This is a genomic window from Pseudomonas syringae KCTC 12500 (assembly GCF_000507185.2).
In the GTDB taxonomy this organism is placed as follows: domain Bacteria; phylum Pseudomonadota; class Gammaproteobacteria; order Pseudomonadales; family Pseudomonadaceae; genus Aquipseudomonas; species Aquipseudomonas syringae.
Map to the genome: position 1 here is coordinate 1335445 of NZ_AYTM02000002.1, position 19525 is coordinate 1354969.

Annotated in this window: 14 protein-coding genes; 6 read left to right on the forward strand and 8 right to left on the reverse strand. The window is 58.7% G+C overall.

Features of this window, described 5'->3' with window-relative positions; all coding sequences use genetic code 11:
• Positions 1–157 precede the first annotated feature (157 nt).
• From V476_RS06340 to V476_RS06380, 8 genes are all read right to left on the reverse strand, one after another.
• A complete protein-coding gene (locus tag V476_RS06340; RefSeq protein WP_003340505.1) occupies positions 158–397 on the reverse strand; it encodes a PLDc N-terminal domain-containing protein in 240 nt (79 codons plus the stop codon).
• A gap of 238 nt (positions 398–635) precedes the next feature.
• Positions 636–2189 carry a galactarate dehydratase gene (garD, locus tag V476_RS06345; RefSeq protein ID WP_003395112.1) on the reverse strand — a complete coding sequence of 518 codons (1554 nt, stop codon included), beginning with the start codon at positions 2187–2189 and terminating at the stop codon, positions 636–638.
• A 10-nt stretch (positions 2190–2199) separates the two neighbouring features.
• Positions 2200–3585 carry an MFS transporter gene (locus V476_RS06350; RefSeq protein ID WP_003395109.1) on the reverse strand — a complete coding sequence of 462 codons (1386 nt, stop codon included), beginning with the start codon at positions 3583–3585 and terminating at the stop codon, positions 2200–2202.
• A 164-nt stretch (positions 3586–3749) separates the two neighbouring features.
• Positions 3750–4661 (reverse strand): 5-dehydro-4-deoxyglucarate dehydratase, encoded by a 912-nt coding sequence (gene kdgD / locus V476_RS06355; protein ID WP_003313748.1) that lies wholly within the window; start codon positions 4659–4661, stop codon positions 3750–3752.
• A gap of 568 nt (positions 4662–5229) precedes the next feature.
• Positions 5230–5979, reverse strand: coding sequence for a FadR/GntR family transcriptional regulator (locus tag V476_RS06365; protein WP_003313750.1), 750 nt, complete (start codon positions 5977–5979; stop codon positions 5230–5232).
• 113 nt (positions 5980–6092) lie between these two features.
• Positions 6093–7811, reverse strand: coding sequence for an ABC transporter ATP-binding protein/permease (locus V476_RS06370; RefSeq protein ID WP_024959291.1), 1719 nt, complete (start codon positions 7809–7811; stop codon positions 6093–6095).
• Positions 7812–7900: 89 nt separating this feature from the next.
• Positions 7901–8464, reverse strand: a complete 564-nt coding sequence (locus tag V476_RS06375; RefSeq protein ID WP_003395104.1) for a response regulator transcription factor — start codon at positions 8462–8464, stop codon at positions 7901–7903.
• Positions 8461–9720, reverse strand: a complete 1260-nt coding sequence (locus V476_RS06380; RefSeq protein ID WP_024959292.1) for an ATP-binding protein — start codon at positions 9718–9720, stop codon at positions 8461–8463. Before V476_RS06380 ends, V476_RS06375 begins: the two co-directional genes overlap by 4 nt.
• Positions 9721–9912: 192 nt before the next feature.
• On the opposite strand from V476_RS06380, the gene V476_RS06385 reads away from it, so the two are divergent.
• From V476_RS06385 to V476_RS06410, 6 genes are all read left to right on the forward strand, one after another.
• Complete coding sequence (locus V476_RS06385; RefSeq protein WP_003395099.1) at positions 9913–10626, forward strand: SIMPL domain-containing protein; 714 nt, start codon at positions 9913–9915, stop codon at positions 10624–10626.
• 207 nt (positions 10627–10833) lie between these two features.
• Positions 10834–12390, forward strand: coding sequence for an HET-C-related protein (locus V476_RS06390; protein WP_024959293.1), 1557 nt, complete (start codon positions 10834–10836; stop codon positions 12388–12390).
• Between the two features lie 96 nt (positions 12391–12486).
• Positions 12487–14094 (forward strand): ABC transporter substrate-binding protein, encoded by a 1608-nt coding sequence (locus V476_RS06395; RefSeq protein ID WP_024649438.1) that lies wholly within the window; start codon positions 12487–12489, stop codon positions 14092–14094.
• Positions 14095–14351: 257 nt separating this feature from the next.
• Positions 14352–15977, forward strand: coding sequence for an ABC transporter substrate-binding protein (locus V476_RS06400; protein WP_024959294.1), 1626 nt, complete (start codon positions 14352–14354; stop codon positions 15975–15977).
• Between the two features lie 319 nt (positions 15978–16296).
• Positions 16297–17889: an ABC transporter substrate-binding protein gene (locus V476_RS06405; RefSeq protein ID WP_024959295.1), complete on the forward strand. Its 1593-nt coding sequence runs from the start codon at positions 16297–16299 to the stop codon at positions 17887–17889.
• A 156-nt stretch (positions 17890–18045) separates the two neighbouring features.
• Entirely contained in the window at positions 18046–19461 is a 1416-nt protein-coding gene (locus V476_RS06410) for an OprD family porin (RefSeq protein ID WP_003313762.1), read from the forward strand.
• Positions 19462–19525: the final 64 nt, after the last annotated feature.

The window sequence follows — 19525 nt, forward strand, 5'->3', positions numbered from 1 at the left end:
CATGTAAACACCTCACCATTGCAGAAGAATTGCAGAGTTTTTTATTTTTGCCAGCCGACATCTCACCTTTGTGAGCAAAGGTGCTGAAAAACAGGAGGGAACACTCTAGAGGGAAAAATACCCACGCCCGCAGGCGGGGTATTTTTGAAAAGCGGGGTCAGTACTTGGTGCTTTGCTGCTCAGGTCTGGCCGGTGTGTCCACATGACGCGGACCCGCAATCAGCAGAGCCAGCACGCCAACGATTGGCACGGCAACAACGACAATGATCCACATCAGCTTGTTGCTGGATTGTGTCTTGCTCTTGCGAATACGCAGTACTGCCCAGATGTCCGAAATCACGATCAGGGCGGTCAGCGCTGCGAACAACCACAAATGATTTTCCGATATCCAACCCATTTGAAATCTCCTGCACCATCAACGAAGGCAGCCAGACCGGCTGCCCTACTGTAGAAGAGGTCAAAAAGGACCTTAAAGTTCAGAGAATATTTCGGATTGTGACCGGGTGCTCAGCGCGGACGCAGAGCGTCCCGAACCTCGTACCAACGCAGAGCATGGGCACGACAGGCGTATTCCGACACAGATCGTTCCTCCCGCTCCAGCGTGGGCATGCCGTTCGTGACGCTCCACCCTCCAGTCAGGTAATCGGTGCCGGATTGAAGAGCGTAATGTCGTTGTGCAGCCGGTAATGCTCGGTCCAGGTCTTCTTCTTGCCGCTGGCCACGTCCAGGTAGAAGTGGAAAAGCTCCCAGCCCAGGTCCTCGATGCTCGCGCGTCCGGTCGCGATGCGTCCGGCGTCTATGTCGATCAGATCAGGCCAGCGCTGGGCCAGCTCGGTGCGGGTCGAGACCTTCACTACAGGCGCCATCGCCAGACCATACGGAGTACCGCGTCCAGTGGTGAATACATGCAGGTTCATGCCGGCAGCCAGTTGCAAGGTGCCGCAGACGAAGTCACTGGCCGGTGTCGCGCAGAAGATCAACCCCTTGCTGCTGACACGCTCACCTGGGCCAAGTACGCCGTTGATGGCGCTGCTGCCCGACTTGACGATCGACCCCAAGGACTTCTCGACGATGTTCGACAACCCGCCCTTCTTGTTACCCGGCGTGGTATTGGCGCTTCGATCTGCCTCACCTTTGGCCAGATAGCGGTCGTACCAGTCCATCTCCCGCACCAGTGCCTGTGCGACGTCCTGATCCTGTGCGCGGGAGGTCAGCAGATAGATGGCATCCCGCACTTCGGTCACTTCGGAAAACATCACCGTCGCACCGGCGCGAAGCAGCAGATCGGATGCATAACCCAGCGCCGGGTTGGCGGTAATGCCGGAAAACGCATCACTGCCGCCGCACTGCATGCCCAGAATCAACTCGGACGCAGGAACCGTCTCGCGACGCCGCAGATCCAGCTTTTTCAAACGCGTCTCGGCCAGCTCCATGATCTGCTCGATCATTTCATTGAAACCGTGGCTAGAGTCCTGCAGCCGATACAGCCAGGGCTCGCTGAGGTCCACCGAGCTGTCGCCTTCATGCATGACCTGCCCGGCCTGCAATTTCTCACAGCCCAGGCTGATCACCAGCGCCTCGCCGCCCAGATTCGGGTTGCGTGCCAGGTTGCGCACCGTGCGGATCGGGATGTAGGCATCGGTGGCCGTAATAGCCACGCCGCAGCCATAGCTGTGGGTCAGCGCCACGACGTCATCGACGTTCGGGTACTTGGGCAACAACTCGTCACGGATACGCTTGACCGCATGGTCGAGCACACCGGTCACGCACTGCACGGTGGTGGTGATGCCGAGAATGTTGCGAGTGCCCACAGTACCGTCAGCGTTGCGATAGCCCTCGAAGGTGTAACCCTCGAGCGGCGCCTGCTTTTCCGGCACCGCATCGGACATCGGCAGGCTGTCCAGCGCCGGCGCGGAAGGCATGCGCAGCTGGTCTTCCCTGACCCAACTGCCGCGCGGTATCGGTTGCAGTGCATAGCCAATGGTGTGGCCGTAACGAATCACGGCCTCGCCCACGGCCAGGTCAACGGTACTGACCTTGTGGCTCTGCGGTACGTTATCGACAGTGACCAGGCCGTTGTCGAATTCGGTTCCGGCCGGTACACCCTGGTCGTTGACCACAACCACGACGTTATCCAGTGGATGCAGCCGGATATAACGTGGCGAATCGGCATGTTGAATCAGGTTCATCACGGTTTCCTCAGGATTTTGCTTCGGAAAGGTCGCTGACCGAGTCGTTCAGCAATGGCCCCTTGGCAGGCGGCTCTTTCAATTCCACACGCTTGATTTCACCCACGATGAAAATGTAACTGATCACCGCCAGCAGCGCGTTGGCGCCCACGAACACCAGCGCCCATTTGAACGAGCCGGTGCTGCTGATGATGTAGCCAATCACGATCGGAGTGGTGATCGATGCAATGTTACCGAAGGTGTTGAACAGGCCGCCGCTCAAACCTGCGATCTGCTTGGGCGATACGTCGGACATCACAGCCCAGCCCAGCGCACCCACGCCCTTGCCGAAGAATGCCAGGGCCATGAAGCCCACCACCACCCATTCGATATCGACATAGTTGCACGTCACGATCGAGGTCGACAGCAGCAGACCACCGATGATCGGCGCCTTGCGCGCGAAGGTCAGCGAATGGCCCTTGCGCAGCAGGTAGTCGGAAATGATCCCGCCCAACACCCCGCCGATGAAACCGCAGATCGCTGGCAGAGACGCGATGATGCCGGCCTTGAGGATGGTCATGCCGCGTTCCTGAACCAGGTACACCGGGAACCAGGTCAGGAAGAAGTAGGTGATGCCGTTGATGCAGTATTGGCTGAGGTAGATACCCAGCATCATGCGGTTGGTCAGCAACTGGCGGATGTAATCCCACTTGGGACCGCTGCTGGCTGTTTTTTGCGTGCCTTTACCCTTGTCCTGATCCAGATCGACCAGCGCGCCATTGCTGGAAATGTGCTCCAGTTCGGCCTCGTTGATCATCGGGTGGTTGCGCGGGCCGTAGATGACCTTCATCCAGATCATGGAGAACACGATACCGAACGCGCCCATCACCACGAACACGTGCTGCCAGCCGTAGGTGTAGACAATCCAGCCCATCAGCGGAGCGAACAGCACGGTGGCGAAGTACTGCGCCGAGTTGAAGATCGCCGAAGCAGTACCGCGTTCGGCAGTCGGGAACCAGGCGGCGACAATGCGCGCGTTGCCCGGGAAGGACGGCGCTTCGGCCAGACCGACCAGAAAGCGCAGCATGAACAGCGCAACGATTGCCGTGGAGACGCCGAACTCGCCCACATAGCCTTGCAGCAGGGTGAACAGCGACCAGGTGAAAATGCTCATGGCGTAGACTTTCTTCGACCCGAAACGGTCGAGCAGCCAGCCACCGGGAATCTGACCGGCCACGTAGGCCCAGCCGAATGCGGAGAAGATATAGCCCAGCGTGACGGCACTGATGCCCAGGTCTTTCTGAATGCTGGAACCAGCGATAGCGATGGTGGCGCGGTCGGCATAGTTGATCGTGGTGACCAGAAACAGCATCAACAGGATCAAATAGCGGACGTGCGTCGGCTTGGACTTTTGCATGGTAGAGCTCCCACTGATTATTTTTTTACGCGGGTAAAGCTGTTTTTGGGTGTAGCGTTACAGGCCCCTTGGCAGCGTCACGGCGACGACCTCTGCCACCTGTAAGGGTCATGCAGTGCAACGACAAAACCGCTGATCGCTCAGCGGCTTTGTCGTGGCAGATGTTATTGCTTGCCTTGCTTGTCCATCAGTGCAGCGAGCATGTCGCACTCGTCTGGCGTCAGATCAGTCAACGGCGCGCGCACCGGACCTGCGTCATAACCGGCGATCTTCGCGCCGGCTTTGACGATGCTCACAGCATAGCCAGCCTTGCGGTTGCGGATTTCCAGGTAAGGCAGGAAGAAATCGTCGATGTACTTGCCGACCGCCTGATGATCGTCGCGGGCGATGGCGTGGTAGAAGTCCATCGCCAGTTTCGGTACGAAGTTGAACACTGCGGACGAATAGACCGGCACGCCCAGCGCCTTGTAGGCAGCGGCATAGACTTCAGCGGTCGGCAGGCCGCCCAGGTACGAGAAGCGGTCACCGAGACGGCGGCGGATCGAAACCATCAGTTCGATATCACCCAGGCCATCCTTGTAACCGATCAGGTTCGGGCAACGCTCGGCCAGTTGTTCCAGCAGGGTTGGCGTCAGGCGGCAGACGTTGCGGTTGTAGACCACCACACCGATCTTCACCGATTTGCACACGGCTTCGACATGAGCGGCAACGCCGTCCTGGCTGGCTTCGGTCAGGTAATGCGGCAGCAACAACAAGCCCTTGGCGCCCAGGCGCTCGGCTTCCTGAGCGTACTCGATGGCCTGACGAGTCGCACCGCCTACACCGGCCAGGATTGGCACGCTGGTGGCGCAAGTGTCGACGGCAGTCTTGATGATTTCGGAGTATTCGCTGGCAGCCAGGGAGAAAAACTCACCGGTGCCGCCCGCGGCGAACAGCGCGCTTGCGCCGTAAGGGGCCAGCCACTCGAGACGTTTGATGTAGCCGGCGCGATGGAAGTCGCCCTGGGCATTGAAATCGGTAACCGGGAAAGACAGCAGACCGGATGAGAGGATGGACTTCAGTTCTTGTGGATTCATTATTCGAACACCCTGGAGGACATAATTGTTAGAGGATCACCGGGTCAGCGCCGATGTCGTAAGTCATCGTACAACTGATAATAAAATCACTCAACAGGGATTTTCGGGTTTTTTCAGAGGGAGAGGACGAGGTCCGGTTTTTATTTTTACGCTGCCGCGCAGATGTTTGACGCGGAGCGTCAAGACCGGCATTACCACGCTGGAGCGTGCGCAACGATAGTCAAACCGCAGCCACTGCCGCAAAAGTGCTTTTCTACCACGATGGCACGGACGACGCAGAGTGCGACGTCAGTGACGGCTGAGTCCTGGATCAGTGCCAGGGCGAAGGAACCCGACGAAGTCGGGCCGGAAACGGAGCGAAAGGCTTTGGTTACTTTGGCCTCATCAAAGTAACTCGCCGAGGGGCGAAAAGGTGACCTGAGCCGAACCCAAATCCACCTGACAAAGAAAAGCCGCTGTGTGACGCAGAGCGTCACGAACTGCATTTCCACGCGGAGCATGGGAACGATAGTCAACCGTCCAACTTTTTGGGGTCAGTTCAGGACGTTCTGCGCCCTCTTTTTGAGCCTCAAGCCCGCTGCGATTCAGCCTCTTCGTGCGCATGGCGCAGGCGTTCGCGGCTGTTGGTGAGGTGCAGGCGCATGGCCGCGCGGGCCGCATCGGAGTCCTGGCGGGCGATGGCGTCGAAGATTTCTTCGTGCTCGCGGCTCAGCCGATCCATGTAGTGCTGCTGGTCATCATGCGCCAGACGCGCCGAATTCAGCCGGGTACGCGGAATGATACTGGTGCCCAGGTGGGTCATGATGTCGGTGAAGTAGCGATTGCCGGTCGACAAGGCAATCTGCAGATGGAACTGGAAGTCCGACGCCACAGCATCGGTGGCGTGTGCCGCACTTTCATTGAGCGCGTCCAGCGCCGAACGCATGGCTGCCAGTTGTTCATCACTGCGCCGCTGGGCTGCCAGGCCCGCCGACTCGACTTCAAGGCTGATGCGCAATTCGAGAATCGCCAGTACATCACGCAGGGTGACGATGGTCGCCGGGTCAATCCGGAAGCCACTGGGGCTCGGCGTGTCGAGCACGAAGGTGCCGATGCCATGACGGGTCTCGACCAGACCAGAGGCCTGCAGACGCGAAATCGCTTCACGCACGACCGTCCTGCTGACGCCCTGCTCTTCCATGATTGCGGATTCGGTGGGCAGTTTGTCGCCGCGCTTGAGCTGACCGCTGCGAATACGCTCGGACAACTCTGTCACCAGCTCCTGCGCGAGGCTGCGGTGTTTTCTGCGGGCGCGGGGCAGAGCGCTTTGATTTTCCATCCAACATCGATCTCTGGACTGCTAAACATGGACTAATCATAGCTCAGCGGTTGTATGATCACACCCTCAAAAGCGCCGTGCCCCCTATAGCATCAACCTCAAAACGTTGCTGATCACGCTTGCTCGATCAATTTGCCGCCCTCGACACGCACATGCCGGCCATGGAAGCGTTTCAGGCTGCTGCGGTGCCCGACACTGATCAGCGTCATGCCCGGTAGCCCGTCGATGACTGCCTGGTGCATGGCCGCTTCGTCATCTTCGTCCATGGCCGAAGTGGCCTCATCCACATACAGCCAGTTCGGCGCGACCAACAGCGCGCGAGCGAACGCCACCCGCTGCTGCTCGCCCGGGGAGAGGAAGCGCTGCCAGTGATTGCTTTCGTCCAGACGTGGTATCAGGTGCGCCAGACGGCACTGCTCCAGTACCTCGGCAAAGCGCTGGGCCGGGTAATGTTCAGCGGGTTGTGGATAACTCATCGCCTCACGCAATGTGCCGATGGGCAGGTAAGGCCGTTGCGGCAGAAACAGCGCCGTGCCGGTGGGCAAGCGAATCTGTCCCGAACCCTCAGGCCAGAGACCGCCCAGCGCCCTAAGCAACGAGCTTTTGCCACTGCCCGAGCGACCGCTGAGCATCACCCGCTCTCCCGCGCCGACCTGCAGACTGGCGTCGCTCAGCAATTGACGCCCACCGGCGATGCTCAAGCCCAGATTGCGCAGGTCCAGCGTGTCGTTGGCGTGAATTCTTTCGATGGCCGGCTGCCGACCTTCATTGTCAGTCATGGCCTGGCGGAAGCTGAGCAGACGGTCGCTGGTGGCGCGCCATGACGCCAGCGTGCTATAGGCGCTGATGAACCAGCTGAAGTTCTCCTGCACGTTGCCGAATGCCGAGTTGATCTGCATCAGATCGCCCAGCTCGATCTTGCCGGCGAAATACCGTGGCGCGGCCACGATGAACGGAAAGATCAGCGCAATCTGCGAATAGCCCGAGGTGAAGAACGTCAGCCGTTTCTGGACCTTCATCGAGGCCCGGAAGTTATTCCAGATCATCATGAAGCGCCCGCTCAGGCGCTGGTTTTCATTGCGTTCACCCTCGGACAAGGCAATGCTTTCGGCGTTTTCGCGTACACGCACCAGCGCGAAACGCAGGTCTGCCTCGAATCGCTCCTGCTGGTTGTTCAACGGGATCAGCCGCTTGCCGATCCAGTGTGTCAGCAGGCTGCCCACCAGTGCATAAAGCATGGCCGCCCAGAACATGTAGCCGGGAATGGTCACGCCGAACAGCTCGATACTGCCCGACACGCCCCAGAGAATTACCGAAAACGACACCAGACTGACCACCGAGCTCATCAGTCCCAGCCCCAGGCTGAGCGTGCTGGTGGTGAACTCATTGAGGTCTTCGGACAGACGCTGGTCAGGGTTATCGGTGTAACCACCCTGCTCCAGCTGGTAGTAGTTCTTGTCGGCGAGCCAGCGCGCGAAGTGTTGCTCCGTCAGCCAGCGACGCCAGCGGATGGTCAGCAACTGGGTCAGGTACAGGCGATAGACCGCAGCCAGAATGGCGATCGCGGCGATGCCGCTGAAGTACAGGATCAGGTGGGTGAACGCAGCAAGATCCTTGTTTTGCAAAGCGTTGTAGAAGTCTCGGTACCAGCTGTTGAAGAATACCGAGACCTGCACGCTGAACAGCGACAGCGCGATCACCGAGACCAGCAGCAGCCAGGCAGTGGTCTTTTCCTCACTGCGCCAGTACGGCGTTATCAGCTTCCAGACGCGGGGTAGAAATGCTCCTTGCACAGTATCGTTGACGGCAGAATATTCAGCATTGCGATTCATGTGGTTCAGGCTCGCTCTCTTTGAACGTACGATGCCTGAGCACAATGAAGCAAAAAAACGCCTACGCGATCACTATGAAAAAACCTTCATTAACGCCGCACGGGGCGCTTCTGCAACTTGCGCTGCAAGGTCCGGCGGTGCATGCCCAGCGCCCGCGCGGTCGCTGAAATATTGCCCTCGTGCTCGGTCAGCACGCGCTGGATATGCTCCCACTGCAGGCGATCCACCGACATCGGATTCTCGGGGACCAGGGTGTCGAGGTTGGCGTGCTCGGACAGCAGGGCCGCGAGTACGTCGTCAGCGTCAGCCGGTTTGCACAGGTAATTGCACGCGCCGCGCTTGATCGCTTCGACCGCCGTGGCAATGCTCGAATAACCGGTGAGAATCACCACGCGCATGTCCGGGTCCATTTCCAGCAGCTTGGGCAGCAGCACCAGACCGGAATCGCCGTCCATCTTCAGGTCCAGCGCGGCGTATTCGGGGATGTCCTGTTGCGCCAGGGCCAACCCTTCTTCAGCCGAGCCGGCGGTGCTCACGCGAAACCCACGACGGCTCATGGCCCTCGCCATCACACGGGTGAACGTCGCGTCGTCATCGACCAGCAACAGGTGCGGCAGCTCTTCGCCTTCGACCTGGATGTCATCGTCACTCATGCTTCTTCTCCTCGCGTATCTCGGGGCAGGCGCAGCTCGGTGAGCGTACCGCCTTCTTCATGACTGTAGAGCTTCACCGAGCCACCCGCACGGGTGACGCTGGCCTTGCTCAGGAACAGACCCAGGCCGAAACCTTTGCCCTTGGTAGTAAAGAACGGTTTGCCGATCTGTTCGGCAATCGCCAGCGGCACACCCGCGCCATGGTCGCGAATGCTGATGCAGATTTCCGCACTGTCCCAGTCCAGATTGACTTCAAGGCCATCGGGGCAGGCATCGGCAGCGTTGTTGAGCAGGTTGAGCAGTGCCTGGGTCAGATCCGGCGGCGGCGCCAGCATCGGCGCCTCGCCTTTGCCCAATTGATAGAAACGATAACTCACTTCCGGGCGCATCAGATGCCAGCGGTTGAGGGACTCGTCCAGCCAGCGGGTGGCGGGCTGATGTTCGACAGCCATGCGCCGATTGGCTTCGGCGGCGCGCACCAGTTGCTGCAGGGTCTGCTTGCACTGCTTGACCTGCTCCTGCAGCACGGACAGGTCATCCTGCAACGCAGGGTCGCTGTGATCCTGGCGCATTTCCTTGAGCAGCACGCTCATGGTTGCCAGCGGCGTTCCCAATTCATGGGCGGCCCCTGCGGCCTGGGTCGCGACGACGAGCAACTGCTGATCACGCAGGCCTTCTTCGCGACGCTCGGCACGCAGTTGCTCCTGGCGACGCAACTCTTCTGCCATCTTCGCAGCAAAGAAGGTAATCACCGCAGCGGCCAATGCAAAGCTCAGCCACATGCCGTAGATCTGCATGTTTTCCCGGGCGATGGAATCGGTTTCCAGCGGATAGGAACGCACCATCAGCAAGGTGTACATGCTCAGCGCAAAGCCGGACAGAATCAGCGAGTAACGCCACGGCAGCGTGGCGGCGGCAATGGTCAGCGGCACCAGATAATAGGAAACGAACGGGTTGGCCGAGCCACCCGAGTAATACAGCAGCGCACTGTGGATCAGCAGGTCCAGCGCCAGTTGCAGTGCATATTCAAGCTCGGTGAGCGGCAGCGAGGTGCGCAGACGAATGACCGTCAGCCCGCAGAGCACCAGCGAGCACCCCAAAGTGATCGACAACTGCAGCCAAGGCAACGGCAGAAAGTCGAACAGCCAGGCCATACCGACCGAGCCGGCCTGCGCGGCCAGCACCAGAATACGGATGAATGTCAGGCGCCACAGGTTTTGCCGTGTGGCTGAAAGCATTTGAACGGGGGCGAGCATGAGCTCTCCTGATGAGTGCTCCAGGCGGATCGTAGCGAGTATAACCAAGCGGGAGGCAAAACTGGAAAAGTGCGTCAACGCACCGCACACCGAAGCACTCGGCCGTCGCAGGAACAGGACCAAAGCGCTACAGTCACAACACTTTGCGCCGCCCGACCACCGTCGGAGGCCGTTTGATAACAAGGAGCTCTCATGTTCAACCTTCGCCCTGCCGCCACCCTCGTCGCGCTGGCCGCTGCTTTGTCCAGCCTGCCCGCCATGGCTGAAGAAGCCCGTTACAACCAGATTTCATTGCGCGCAGAGGTCAACCAGGAGGTGCAGCGCGACCTGATGCTCGTCACGCTGTACACCGAAGCGCAGGACAGCGATCCGGCCAAACTGGCTGCGCAGATCACCGAGACGCTGAACAAGGCGCTGGGACAGGCGCGCCAGGTCAAGGACGTGAAGATCCGCCAGGGCAGCCGCAATAGCTACCCGGTCTACGACGATAAAGGCCAGAAGATCACCGGCTGGCGTGAACGCGCCGAACTGCGCCTGGAAAGTGCAGACTTTGCCGTGCTGTCCAAGCTGACCGGCGAGTTGCTGACCGACCTGAAAATGGGCGGTATGGACTTCTCGATTTCGCCATCGACGCGCAAGACCAGCGAAGACGCCCTGCTCAAGGACGCCGTGACTGCGTTCAAGGCTCGTGCACAACTGGTCACCGAGGCGCTGGGCGGTACAGGCTACAAGCTGGTCAACCTGAACCTGAACACCTCGGGCTACCCGCAGCCGTATCTGCGCGCGCCGGTCATGATGATGGCCAAGTCGTTGCGTGAAGACGCAGCGCCGACGCCCGACGTCGAAGCAGGCACCAGCCAGGTCAGCGTCGCGGCGGATGGTGTGATCGAAGTCGCGATTCCTTGAATGACAGGGCGGTAGTGTCGACTACCGCCCTTTTCCACGCCCCACCTCCTTTCTCCCTTTCTTCCTCGGCAATCTCCTACGTTTGCTGATGCGCTGCCTGATTGTCGGTGAGCTCGCGGCTCGCGAAACTTGCCGTCTCACTTTCGAACACTGTCGCCCTGGCTGAGTGACCCGGCCAAAGCGCGCATTGCCATCAAGGAATCAAGGATGAATCCCCCGCATAACGCTTCCCGCAACCCTGCGGCTGTCATTGATCAGAACATGAATACCTACCGCGAGCCGCTTCCAATCCCCTTAAGATTCGAAGCCGGTGAAGGCGACGAACACACACATACTCACGGTGCCATCGAGAGCGTTCTCGAATCTGCCGGCTTCAGACCTGAGGAAATCCGCGCGATCTATTTCGGCAACTGGCTGCGCGACTATTCGCAATTGCTCGATCCAAAAATCGTCAGGGCGACAAGCATGCCGAAAAGCTTCCCTGACCTGCTTTCGCGTGACGCACTGACGCGTATCGTGGACGTACTGGCAGTCAAGGAATTCACCGATCTGATGAAGACAGACCGCTCGCGCTTCGTGGTGACCGCAGAGCGACTCGGCGTCTATCGCCCTGCTGAACACATCGACAACCCCAGAACCCCTGACCCCAAACCGGCCAACCCAAAGGAACGCGACGCCGACTTCGACGCCTGGGTGCTGCCCGACGATCCGCTATTGAAGGTCGACCCCGACACCTCAATGAAGCGCTACATTCAGCGCTCGGTGCAGGTAATGGCTGCGGGGCTGGAATCGGCGGTCAATGGCGGCCCAGGGTCTACCGACGGTCTACGTGACATGGGCTCGGCGCTGCACATTCTCGAAGACTTCTTCGCCCACTCCAACTTCGCCGAACTCAGCCTGATCAAACTCGGCCATGAGCGCATTCTGCCGTGGACGTCCGAAGCAGACTGCAAGCACCGTTTGCCTCTGGTAACCGGTACGTTCAGCGGCAGCGATATCATCGCCAGCCTCGCTGCGCCGCTTGGCAGGATTATGTTCTCGACAGATGAAAAGCCGTTCGAAGCGATCAAGGCTGGGGAACGTTACGAACGCGACCAGATTATTCAGATCGTTCTGAGCGAGCACCCTGACCCGCGACTGCTCGCGGGTTACGAGGCCTTTCTCGACGCGCGGGACCAATGGGCCAGCCAGCCGTTCTCCGAACAGGTCGAACAGTTCTACGCTTTCATCGGTACGCCAGGGCGATTGCTTGGCAATGCATTCGGCGTCGTCATGCAAAGTCTGGCCATCTGGCTTGGCAACAGCGTCGACGACCTGCAGACCCTGCTTGATGAAGACCCCAATAGCAGCGGCTCGACCGATCCGTCACATTCGCAACTGGCCAAGGATCATGCGCAGCACCCGCTGCACACACTTGCCGCAAGACTGGCAAGAACGGCCGTGCTGCAAGTAGGTCAGGCAGTTCTGGGCCAGTGGCATGGCAAGGAAGGCGCCGAACATCCGGTCCAGGTTGCAACGCGGTTCTTCACTCACCCCATGGACTGCGATTGGCAGGACTCGATTGTCCGGGAATGGGCCGAGGCCAATCCCGAACAGGTCGAGCGGGCGACGCTCAAGAGCGAGCTGGACCAGTCCAGACTTCAATTGCAGCACAGCGCGAAAAAGGACTTGCAGCGTTTCAGCCAGGACGGCAGCGATTTTCTGAGCGTGTTTTTTGAAAGTGTTTCACTGGCAGACCTTTGGACGAGGATTACCGGCAAGTAAGCGTATTGTCCGACCCCGACCAAGTACGGCACTATCCGTTGTCTACCTGATTGTCGACTTTCAAGCACGGTTACTGCCGTACCACGCGAGGGATCCATGGGACACACACTTTTCAAACCGCTGCTGCTGACCACTGCACTGCTGGCCTGCGCACCTTTGGCCCAAGCGGCAAGCACGCTGGTGTATTGCTCTGAAGCCAGCCCTGCCGGTTTCGACCCCAGCCAGTACACCAGCGGCACCGACTTCGATGCCTCGGCCGAAACCGTTTTCAACCGTCTGACCCAGTTCAAGCGTGGCGGTACGGAAGTGGAGCCGGGCCTGGCCACGCGCTGGGACGTTTCGCCGGATGGCCTGACCTACACGTTTCACCTGCGCGACGGCGTGAAATTCCACACCACGGATTATTTCACCCCGACTCGTACGTTCAACGCCGATGACGTGCTGTTCACGTTCAATCGTCTGCTCGATGCCAACCACCCGTTCCGCAAGGCATATCCTTCCGAGTCGCCCTATTTCACCGACATGGGCCTGAATACGACGATCAAGAGCGTCGAGAAAGTCGACCCGCTGACCGTCAAGTTCACCCTGAACAACATCGATGCGGCCTTCGTGCAGAACCTGGCCATGAGCTTCGCCTCCATCCAGTCTGCCGAGTACGCAGACAAACTGCTCAAGGAAGGCAAGGCCGAGGACTTGAACCAGAAGCCCATCGGCACTGGCCCGTTCGTCTTCAAGCGCTACCAGAAGGATTCGCAGATCCGTTACGCCGGCAACACCGAGTACTGGAAGCCGGAGGATGTAAAGATCGACAACCTGATCTTCTCGATCAGCAGCGATGCCGCCGTGCGTCTGCAGAAGCTCAAGGCCAACGAATGCCAGGTCAGCGGCTACCCGCGTCCGCAGGACATCGAGGAGATGAAAAAGGACCCGAAACTCAAGGTCCTCAGCCAGCCCGGCTTCAACCTGGGCTTCCTGGCCTACAACGTCACGCATCCGCCGCTGGACCAGCTCAAGGTGCGTCAGGCGCTGGACATGGCCATCGACAAACCGGCGATCATCAAAGCGGTTTATCAGAGCGCAGGCCAACTGGCTGAAAATGCCCTGCCGCCGGGTCAGTGGAGCTTCGATCCGACCATCAAGGATGCTCCGCACGACCTGACCAAAGCCAGACAACTGCTCAAGGAAGCAGGTGTGGCGCCGGGTACCAAAATCGACCTGTGGGCCATGACCGTCCAGCGCGCGTCGAACCCCAACGCACGCATGTCAGCACAGATGATCCAGTCCGACTGGGAGAAGATCGGTATCAAGGCCAACATCGTCAGCTATGAATGGGGCGAATACATCAAGCGCGCCAAGGCCGGCGAACATGACGCAATGATCTACGGCTGGACCGGTGACAACGGCGACCCCGACAACTGGCTCGGCGTGCTTTACAGCTGCGCAGCCGTCAAAGGCAGCAACTACGCCAAATGGTGCGACCCGGCTTACGACAAGCTGGTGCAGCAGGCCAAGCTGACCAGCGACCGCGATGAGCGCATCAAGCTCTATCAGCAGGCTCAGCACATTCTCAAGCAGCAGGTGCCAATCACCCCGATTGCCAACTCCAAGGTGTTTCAGCCAATGCGTCAGGAAGTGCAGGACTTCAAGATCAGTCCCTTCGGCCTGACACCCTTTTATGGTGTCAGCCTGGGAACAGTGAAGTAACAACACGGCTCCAACCGGGTGCATTTTTCTCACCCGGTTGCGCCTTATTGGTGCGCGAAACAATCGAAAAAGCGTCGCGCAAACGATCAACTCTCAAGAAAGTTACACTTTCGCGACATTCCTGTACGATCGTGCCACTCTTTGTCGCTTCTTTCGCCTCACTGTCTTGCTTTGGGTATGGCCCCTGCATAAGTATCGGACGGATCGGCTCACGAGGTCGTTCCCTCTAATCAAAAATGACAACAACTGAGGCAACCATGCTCAAACACGCGGTCATTCCGTTTCTGATCGGCGCCAGCCTGCTCGCCAGCGCACCTTTCGCTCACGCTGCATCGAATCTGGTGTTCTGTTCCGAGGGCAGCCCTGCCGGCTTCGATCCAGGTCAATACACCACAGGTACTGACTTCGACGCCTCGGCAGAGACCATCTTCAACCGCCTGAGTCAGTTTGAGCGCGGCGGCACCGCCGTAGTGCCGGGCCTGGCGACCAAATGGGACATCTCCGAAGATGGCCTGACGTATACCTTCCATCTTCGCGAAGGCGTCAAATTCCACACCACGCCGTACTTCAAGCCGACCCGTGAATTCAATGCCGATGACGTGCTGTTCACGTTCAATCGCATGATCGACAAGGACATGCCTTACCGCAAAGCGTATCCGACCGAATTCCCTTACTTCACCGATATGGCGATGGACACCAACATCACCAAAATCGAGAAGATCGACGACCACACCGTCAAGTTCACTCTGGGCAAGGTCGACGCCGCGTTCATCCAGAACATGGCGATGAGCTTCGCGTCCATCCAGTCCGCAGAATACGCTGCCAAGCTGCTCAAGGAAGGCAAGCCGGAGCTGATCAACCAGCAGCCGATCGGCACTGGCCCGTTCGTGTTCAAGAGCTACCAGAAAGACTCCAACATCCGTTACACCGGCAACAAGGACTACTGGAAGCCTGAAGACGTCAAGGTCGACAACCTGATCTTCGCCATCACCACCGATGCATCGGTGCGCATGCAGAAGCTCAAGAAAAACGAATGCCAGATCACCGCTTATCCGCGCCCTGCCGATCTCGAACCGCTCAAGGCCGACAAGAACCTGAAGATGCCCGATCAGGCAGGCTTCAACCTGGGTTACATCGCCTACAACGTGATGCCTGAGATCAAGGGCGAAGATCATCCAAACCCGCTGGCTCAGTTGAAAGTGCGTCAGGCACTGGACATGGCGGTCAACAAGCAGCAGATCATCGACTCGGTTTACCAGGGTGCAGGTCAATTGGCGGTCAACGCCATGCCGCCGACCCAGTGGTCCTATGACACCACCATCAAGGACGCCAAGTACGATCCCGAGAAGGCTCGCCAACTGCTCAAGGAAGCCGGCATCAAGGAAGGCACCGAAATCACCCTGTGGGCGATGCCGGTTCAGCGTCCTTACAACCCGAACGCCAAACTGATGGCCGAGATGCTCCAGTCCGACTGGAAGAAGATCGGTATCAACGCCAAGATCGTCAGCTATGAATGGGGCGAGTACATCAAGCGCGCCAAGAATGGCGAGAACGGCGCCATGCTGATTGGCTGGAGCGGTGACAATGGTGACCCGGACAACTGGCTCGGCACCCTGTTCGGCTGCGACGCCCTGAATGGCAACAACTTTGCCAAATGGTGCGACAAGCCGTTCGACACGCTGATCCATCAGGCCGATCAGGCCGATCAGGCCAAGCGCACCGAGCTGTACAAACAGGCGCAACACCTCCTGAAAGACGCCGTGCCAATGACGCCTATTGCGCACTCGACGGTCTATCAACCCATGCGTACCAGCGTGCAGGACTTCAAGATCAGCCCGTTTGGCTTGAACTCCTTTTACGGTGTGAGCGTGAGCGGCAAGTAAACGCGACTGTTTGCTGCGCCGCTCACCCGGCGCAGCAAACCGCTCTACTTGAATATAAGCCCCGAGCGATGGGTTGAAAAAGTGCCGATAACGGCATTCTTCTACTATCACTAAGATATTTCCTACGAGCTTTGCAGCCTTCGAGCCTATATACCGCGGACCTCTGACGACTTACCGTCGAAGGGCAACGGCAATGGCAGGAAGCCCGTCGCTTCGTGTCCAGGTGTGCCGGGCATGTCATGCGAAGTTGCGTGGGGCGACGCCTTTGGGTCAGTTAGACATTCGAGCCTCGGCTCATCCTTCGAGGATAGGGATCATCATGCGTAAAACTCTTGCGATGACGTCGTGCCTGGGACTGTTGGCACTGGCCCCGTTTGCCCAGGCGGCAAGCAATCTGGTGTTTTGCTCCGAAGCGAGCCCGGCTGGCTTCGACGGTGCGCAATACACCTCCTCCACCGATAACGATGCATCCGAGCCGATCTACAACCGACTCACCGAATTCAAGCAAGGCGATACCACCGTGGTTCCAGCGCTGGCGACTTCCTGGGACATCTCGAAAGACGGTCTGGTCTACACGTTTCATCTGCGCGAGGGTGTGAAGTTCCACAGCAACAAGAACTTCAAGCCCAGCCGTAACTTCAACGCCGACGACGTGCTGTTCACCTTCAATCGCATGCTCAAGCCCGATCATCCGTTCCGTGTCGCTTACCCGACCGAGTTCCCCTACTTCACCAGCATGGGCCTGAACAAGAAGATCAAGTCCGTCGAGAAGACCGACCCGCTGACCGTCGTGTTCACCCTCAATACGGTCGATGCGGCATTCATCCAGAACATCGCGATGAACTTCGCCGGCATTCTCTCCGCCGAGTACGCCGAGCAACTGATGGCCAAGGGTGACGTGCGCGACATCAACCAGCAGCCTATCGGTACAGGGCCATTCGTGTTTCAGCGCTATCAGAAGGATTCGCAGATTCGCTACAAGGGCAACAAGGATTTCTGGGACCCGAGCCGGGTGAAAATCGACCAATTGATCTTCGCCATCGTGACCGACGCCTCTGCGCGCATGCAAAAGCTCAAGGCCAACGAGTGCCAGGTCTCGGTCAACCCGCGCCCGGCAGACCTCGCCAGCCTCAAGGCAGACAAAAGCCTGCAGATCATCGAGAAGCCTGGCTTCAACCTCGGCTACATTTCCTACAACGTACGCCACGAACCTTTGGGCAGGCTGGAAGTACGTCAGGCGCTGGACATGGCCGTCAACAAGAAGGCAATCATCAACGCGGTTTACCAAGGTGCGGGGCAGCTGGCGGTCAACGCCATGCCACCGACCCAGTGGTCCTATGACACCACCATCAAGGACGCGCCCTATGACCCGGAAAAAGCCAGGACCCTGTTGCGTGCCGCTGGCGTCAAGGAAGGCACCGAACTGACCCTGTGGGCCATGCCGGTTCAGCGTCCTTACAACCCCAACGCCAAGCTGATGGCAGAAATGCTTCAGGCCGACTGGGCCAAGGTCGGCATCAAGGTCAAGATCGTCAGTTACGAATGGGGCGAATACCTCAAACGCACCAAAAATGGCGAGCACGATATCTCGCTGATCGGCTGGACCGGCGACAACGGTGACCCGGACAACTGGCTGGGCACGCTTTACAGCTGCGCGGCGATTGGCGGCAACAACTACTCGATGTGGTGCGACGAAAAATACGACCAACTGGTCAAGGCCGCGGTTGCGACCACTGACCGCGCGAAGCGTACCGACCTGTACCAACAGGCGCAGCGCTACCTCAAAGAGCAGGTGCCGATCACACAGGTTGCCCACTCGACCGTCAATCAGCCATTGCGCGCCGAGGTCAGGGACTTCCACGTTAGCCCGTTCGGTCGCAATAACTTCTCAGGCGTCAGCATCGTCGATTGATCGAAAACCCCGCACGCCCTCGCCGTCTTGTGTCGCGGCGAGAGCGGGCACTTGCGCGTCGATACCTATAACAACGCAGGACCCAAAGTCCTGCACCACCAAAAGCCAGGCTCAAAGAACTGGCATATAAAAAAGTAATAAAGGGAGCTGCACATCGTGAAAACAACTAGCACTGCGTTATTGGCATTGTCTCTCTCGTCGTTTGGCGCACTGGTTCAGGCTGAACCGGCAAGCCAGGCGTTCGTACCGACCGAGCTGAGTTCAAAGAATGCACAGGCCGACGCCAACGGCTTTATCGAAGATCAACACCTGACCGGCACGACCCGTAACTGGTACGCCAATGAACTCAAGCGCCGCGGCGAAGTGTTCCGCTACAACGACAACGGCGTTGCCGAGCAGACCTCGCGTCGCATCAACTGGCAGCAGGGCACGATCGTCAACTACACCTCCGGTTATACGCAGGGCGTTGTAGGTTTCTCCACCGAACTGGCGCTGTACAACGCCATTGCGCTGGACCGTGATACCGATGACTTTGCCGGCAACTCCAACCGTACCCTGGCACACAGCGACGGCGATGCAGTCGGTCAGTGGAGCAAGATGGGCCTGGGCAACGTCAAGGCGCGGGTTTCCAACACCGTCCTGACCATGGGTCGCCAATCGGTGAACACCCCGGTCATCGCCTTCATCGGTAACCGCGCACTGCCGTCCAGCTTCCAGGGTGTTGCCGTACAGAGCGATGAGCTGAATAACCTGTCCTTTCAAGCAGGTAGTTTCGACCGCGTGTCGCCACGTATGGAACAGAGTCTGGACAAGTTCCGCTCCGAGTACGGTGATCGCAGCCAGACCGCCGACCGTCTGGACATGTTCGGCGCTGACTACAAGCCGACCGACAGCCTGACAACCAGCTTTTATGCATCGAACCTGGAAGACTTCTGGCACCAGTACTACTTCGGCTTCACCCACGAACTGGGTGACAGCAAGGCACTGGCGCTCAGCACCAACCTGAACTACTACAAAACCAAGGACTCGGGTCAAAGCAAACAAGGCCCTATCGACAACGACACCTACAGCCTGTCCTTCACCGGTACGCATAACGCTCACAGCATCAGCCTTGCCTATCAGCAAGTGTCTGGCGATGAGTACTTCGACTATGCGCACGATACCAACGCGATCTTCCTGGCCAACTCCCTGCTCTCGGACTTCAACGGCCCGAACGAGAAGTCCCTGCAGATCGCCTATGTACTGAACATGGCCGAATACGGCGTGCCGGGCCTGAAATTCAACATCTACCAGGCACGTGGCTGGGACATCGACGGTACCAAATACAAAGGCAACGTCTATGGCGACGTCCAGACAATCAATGGTGTCCGGACAGCGAGCGGCGTAAACGCAATGGACGGCGAGACTCACTACGAATACGGTATCGGTTCATCGTACTCAGTGCAGTCCGGCCCGCTCAAGGCTACTGCGATCCGCGCCACGTACACCACTCACCGCGCCAGCGAGAATCAGGCTGATGGCAACATCAACGAATTCCGCCTGGTGACCACTGTTCCGTTCAACATTCTTTAAGTGGTCCCGTAGCCGTGACTGACACACAGTCAGTCACGGCTTATTCGATTAACAAGGAGGCTTC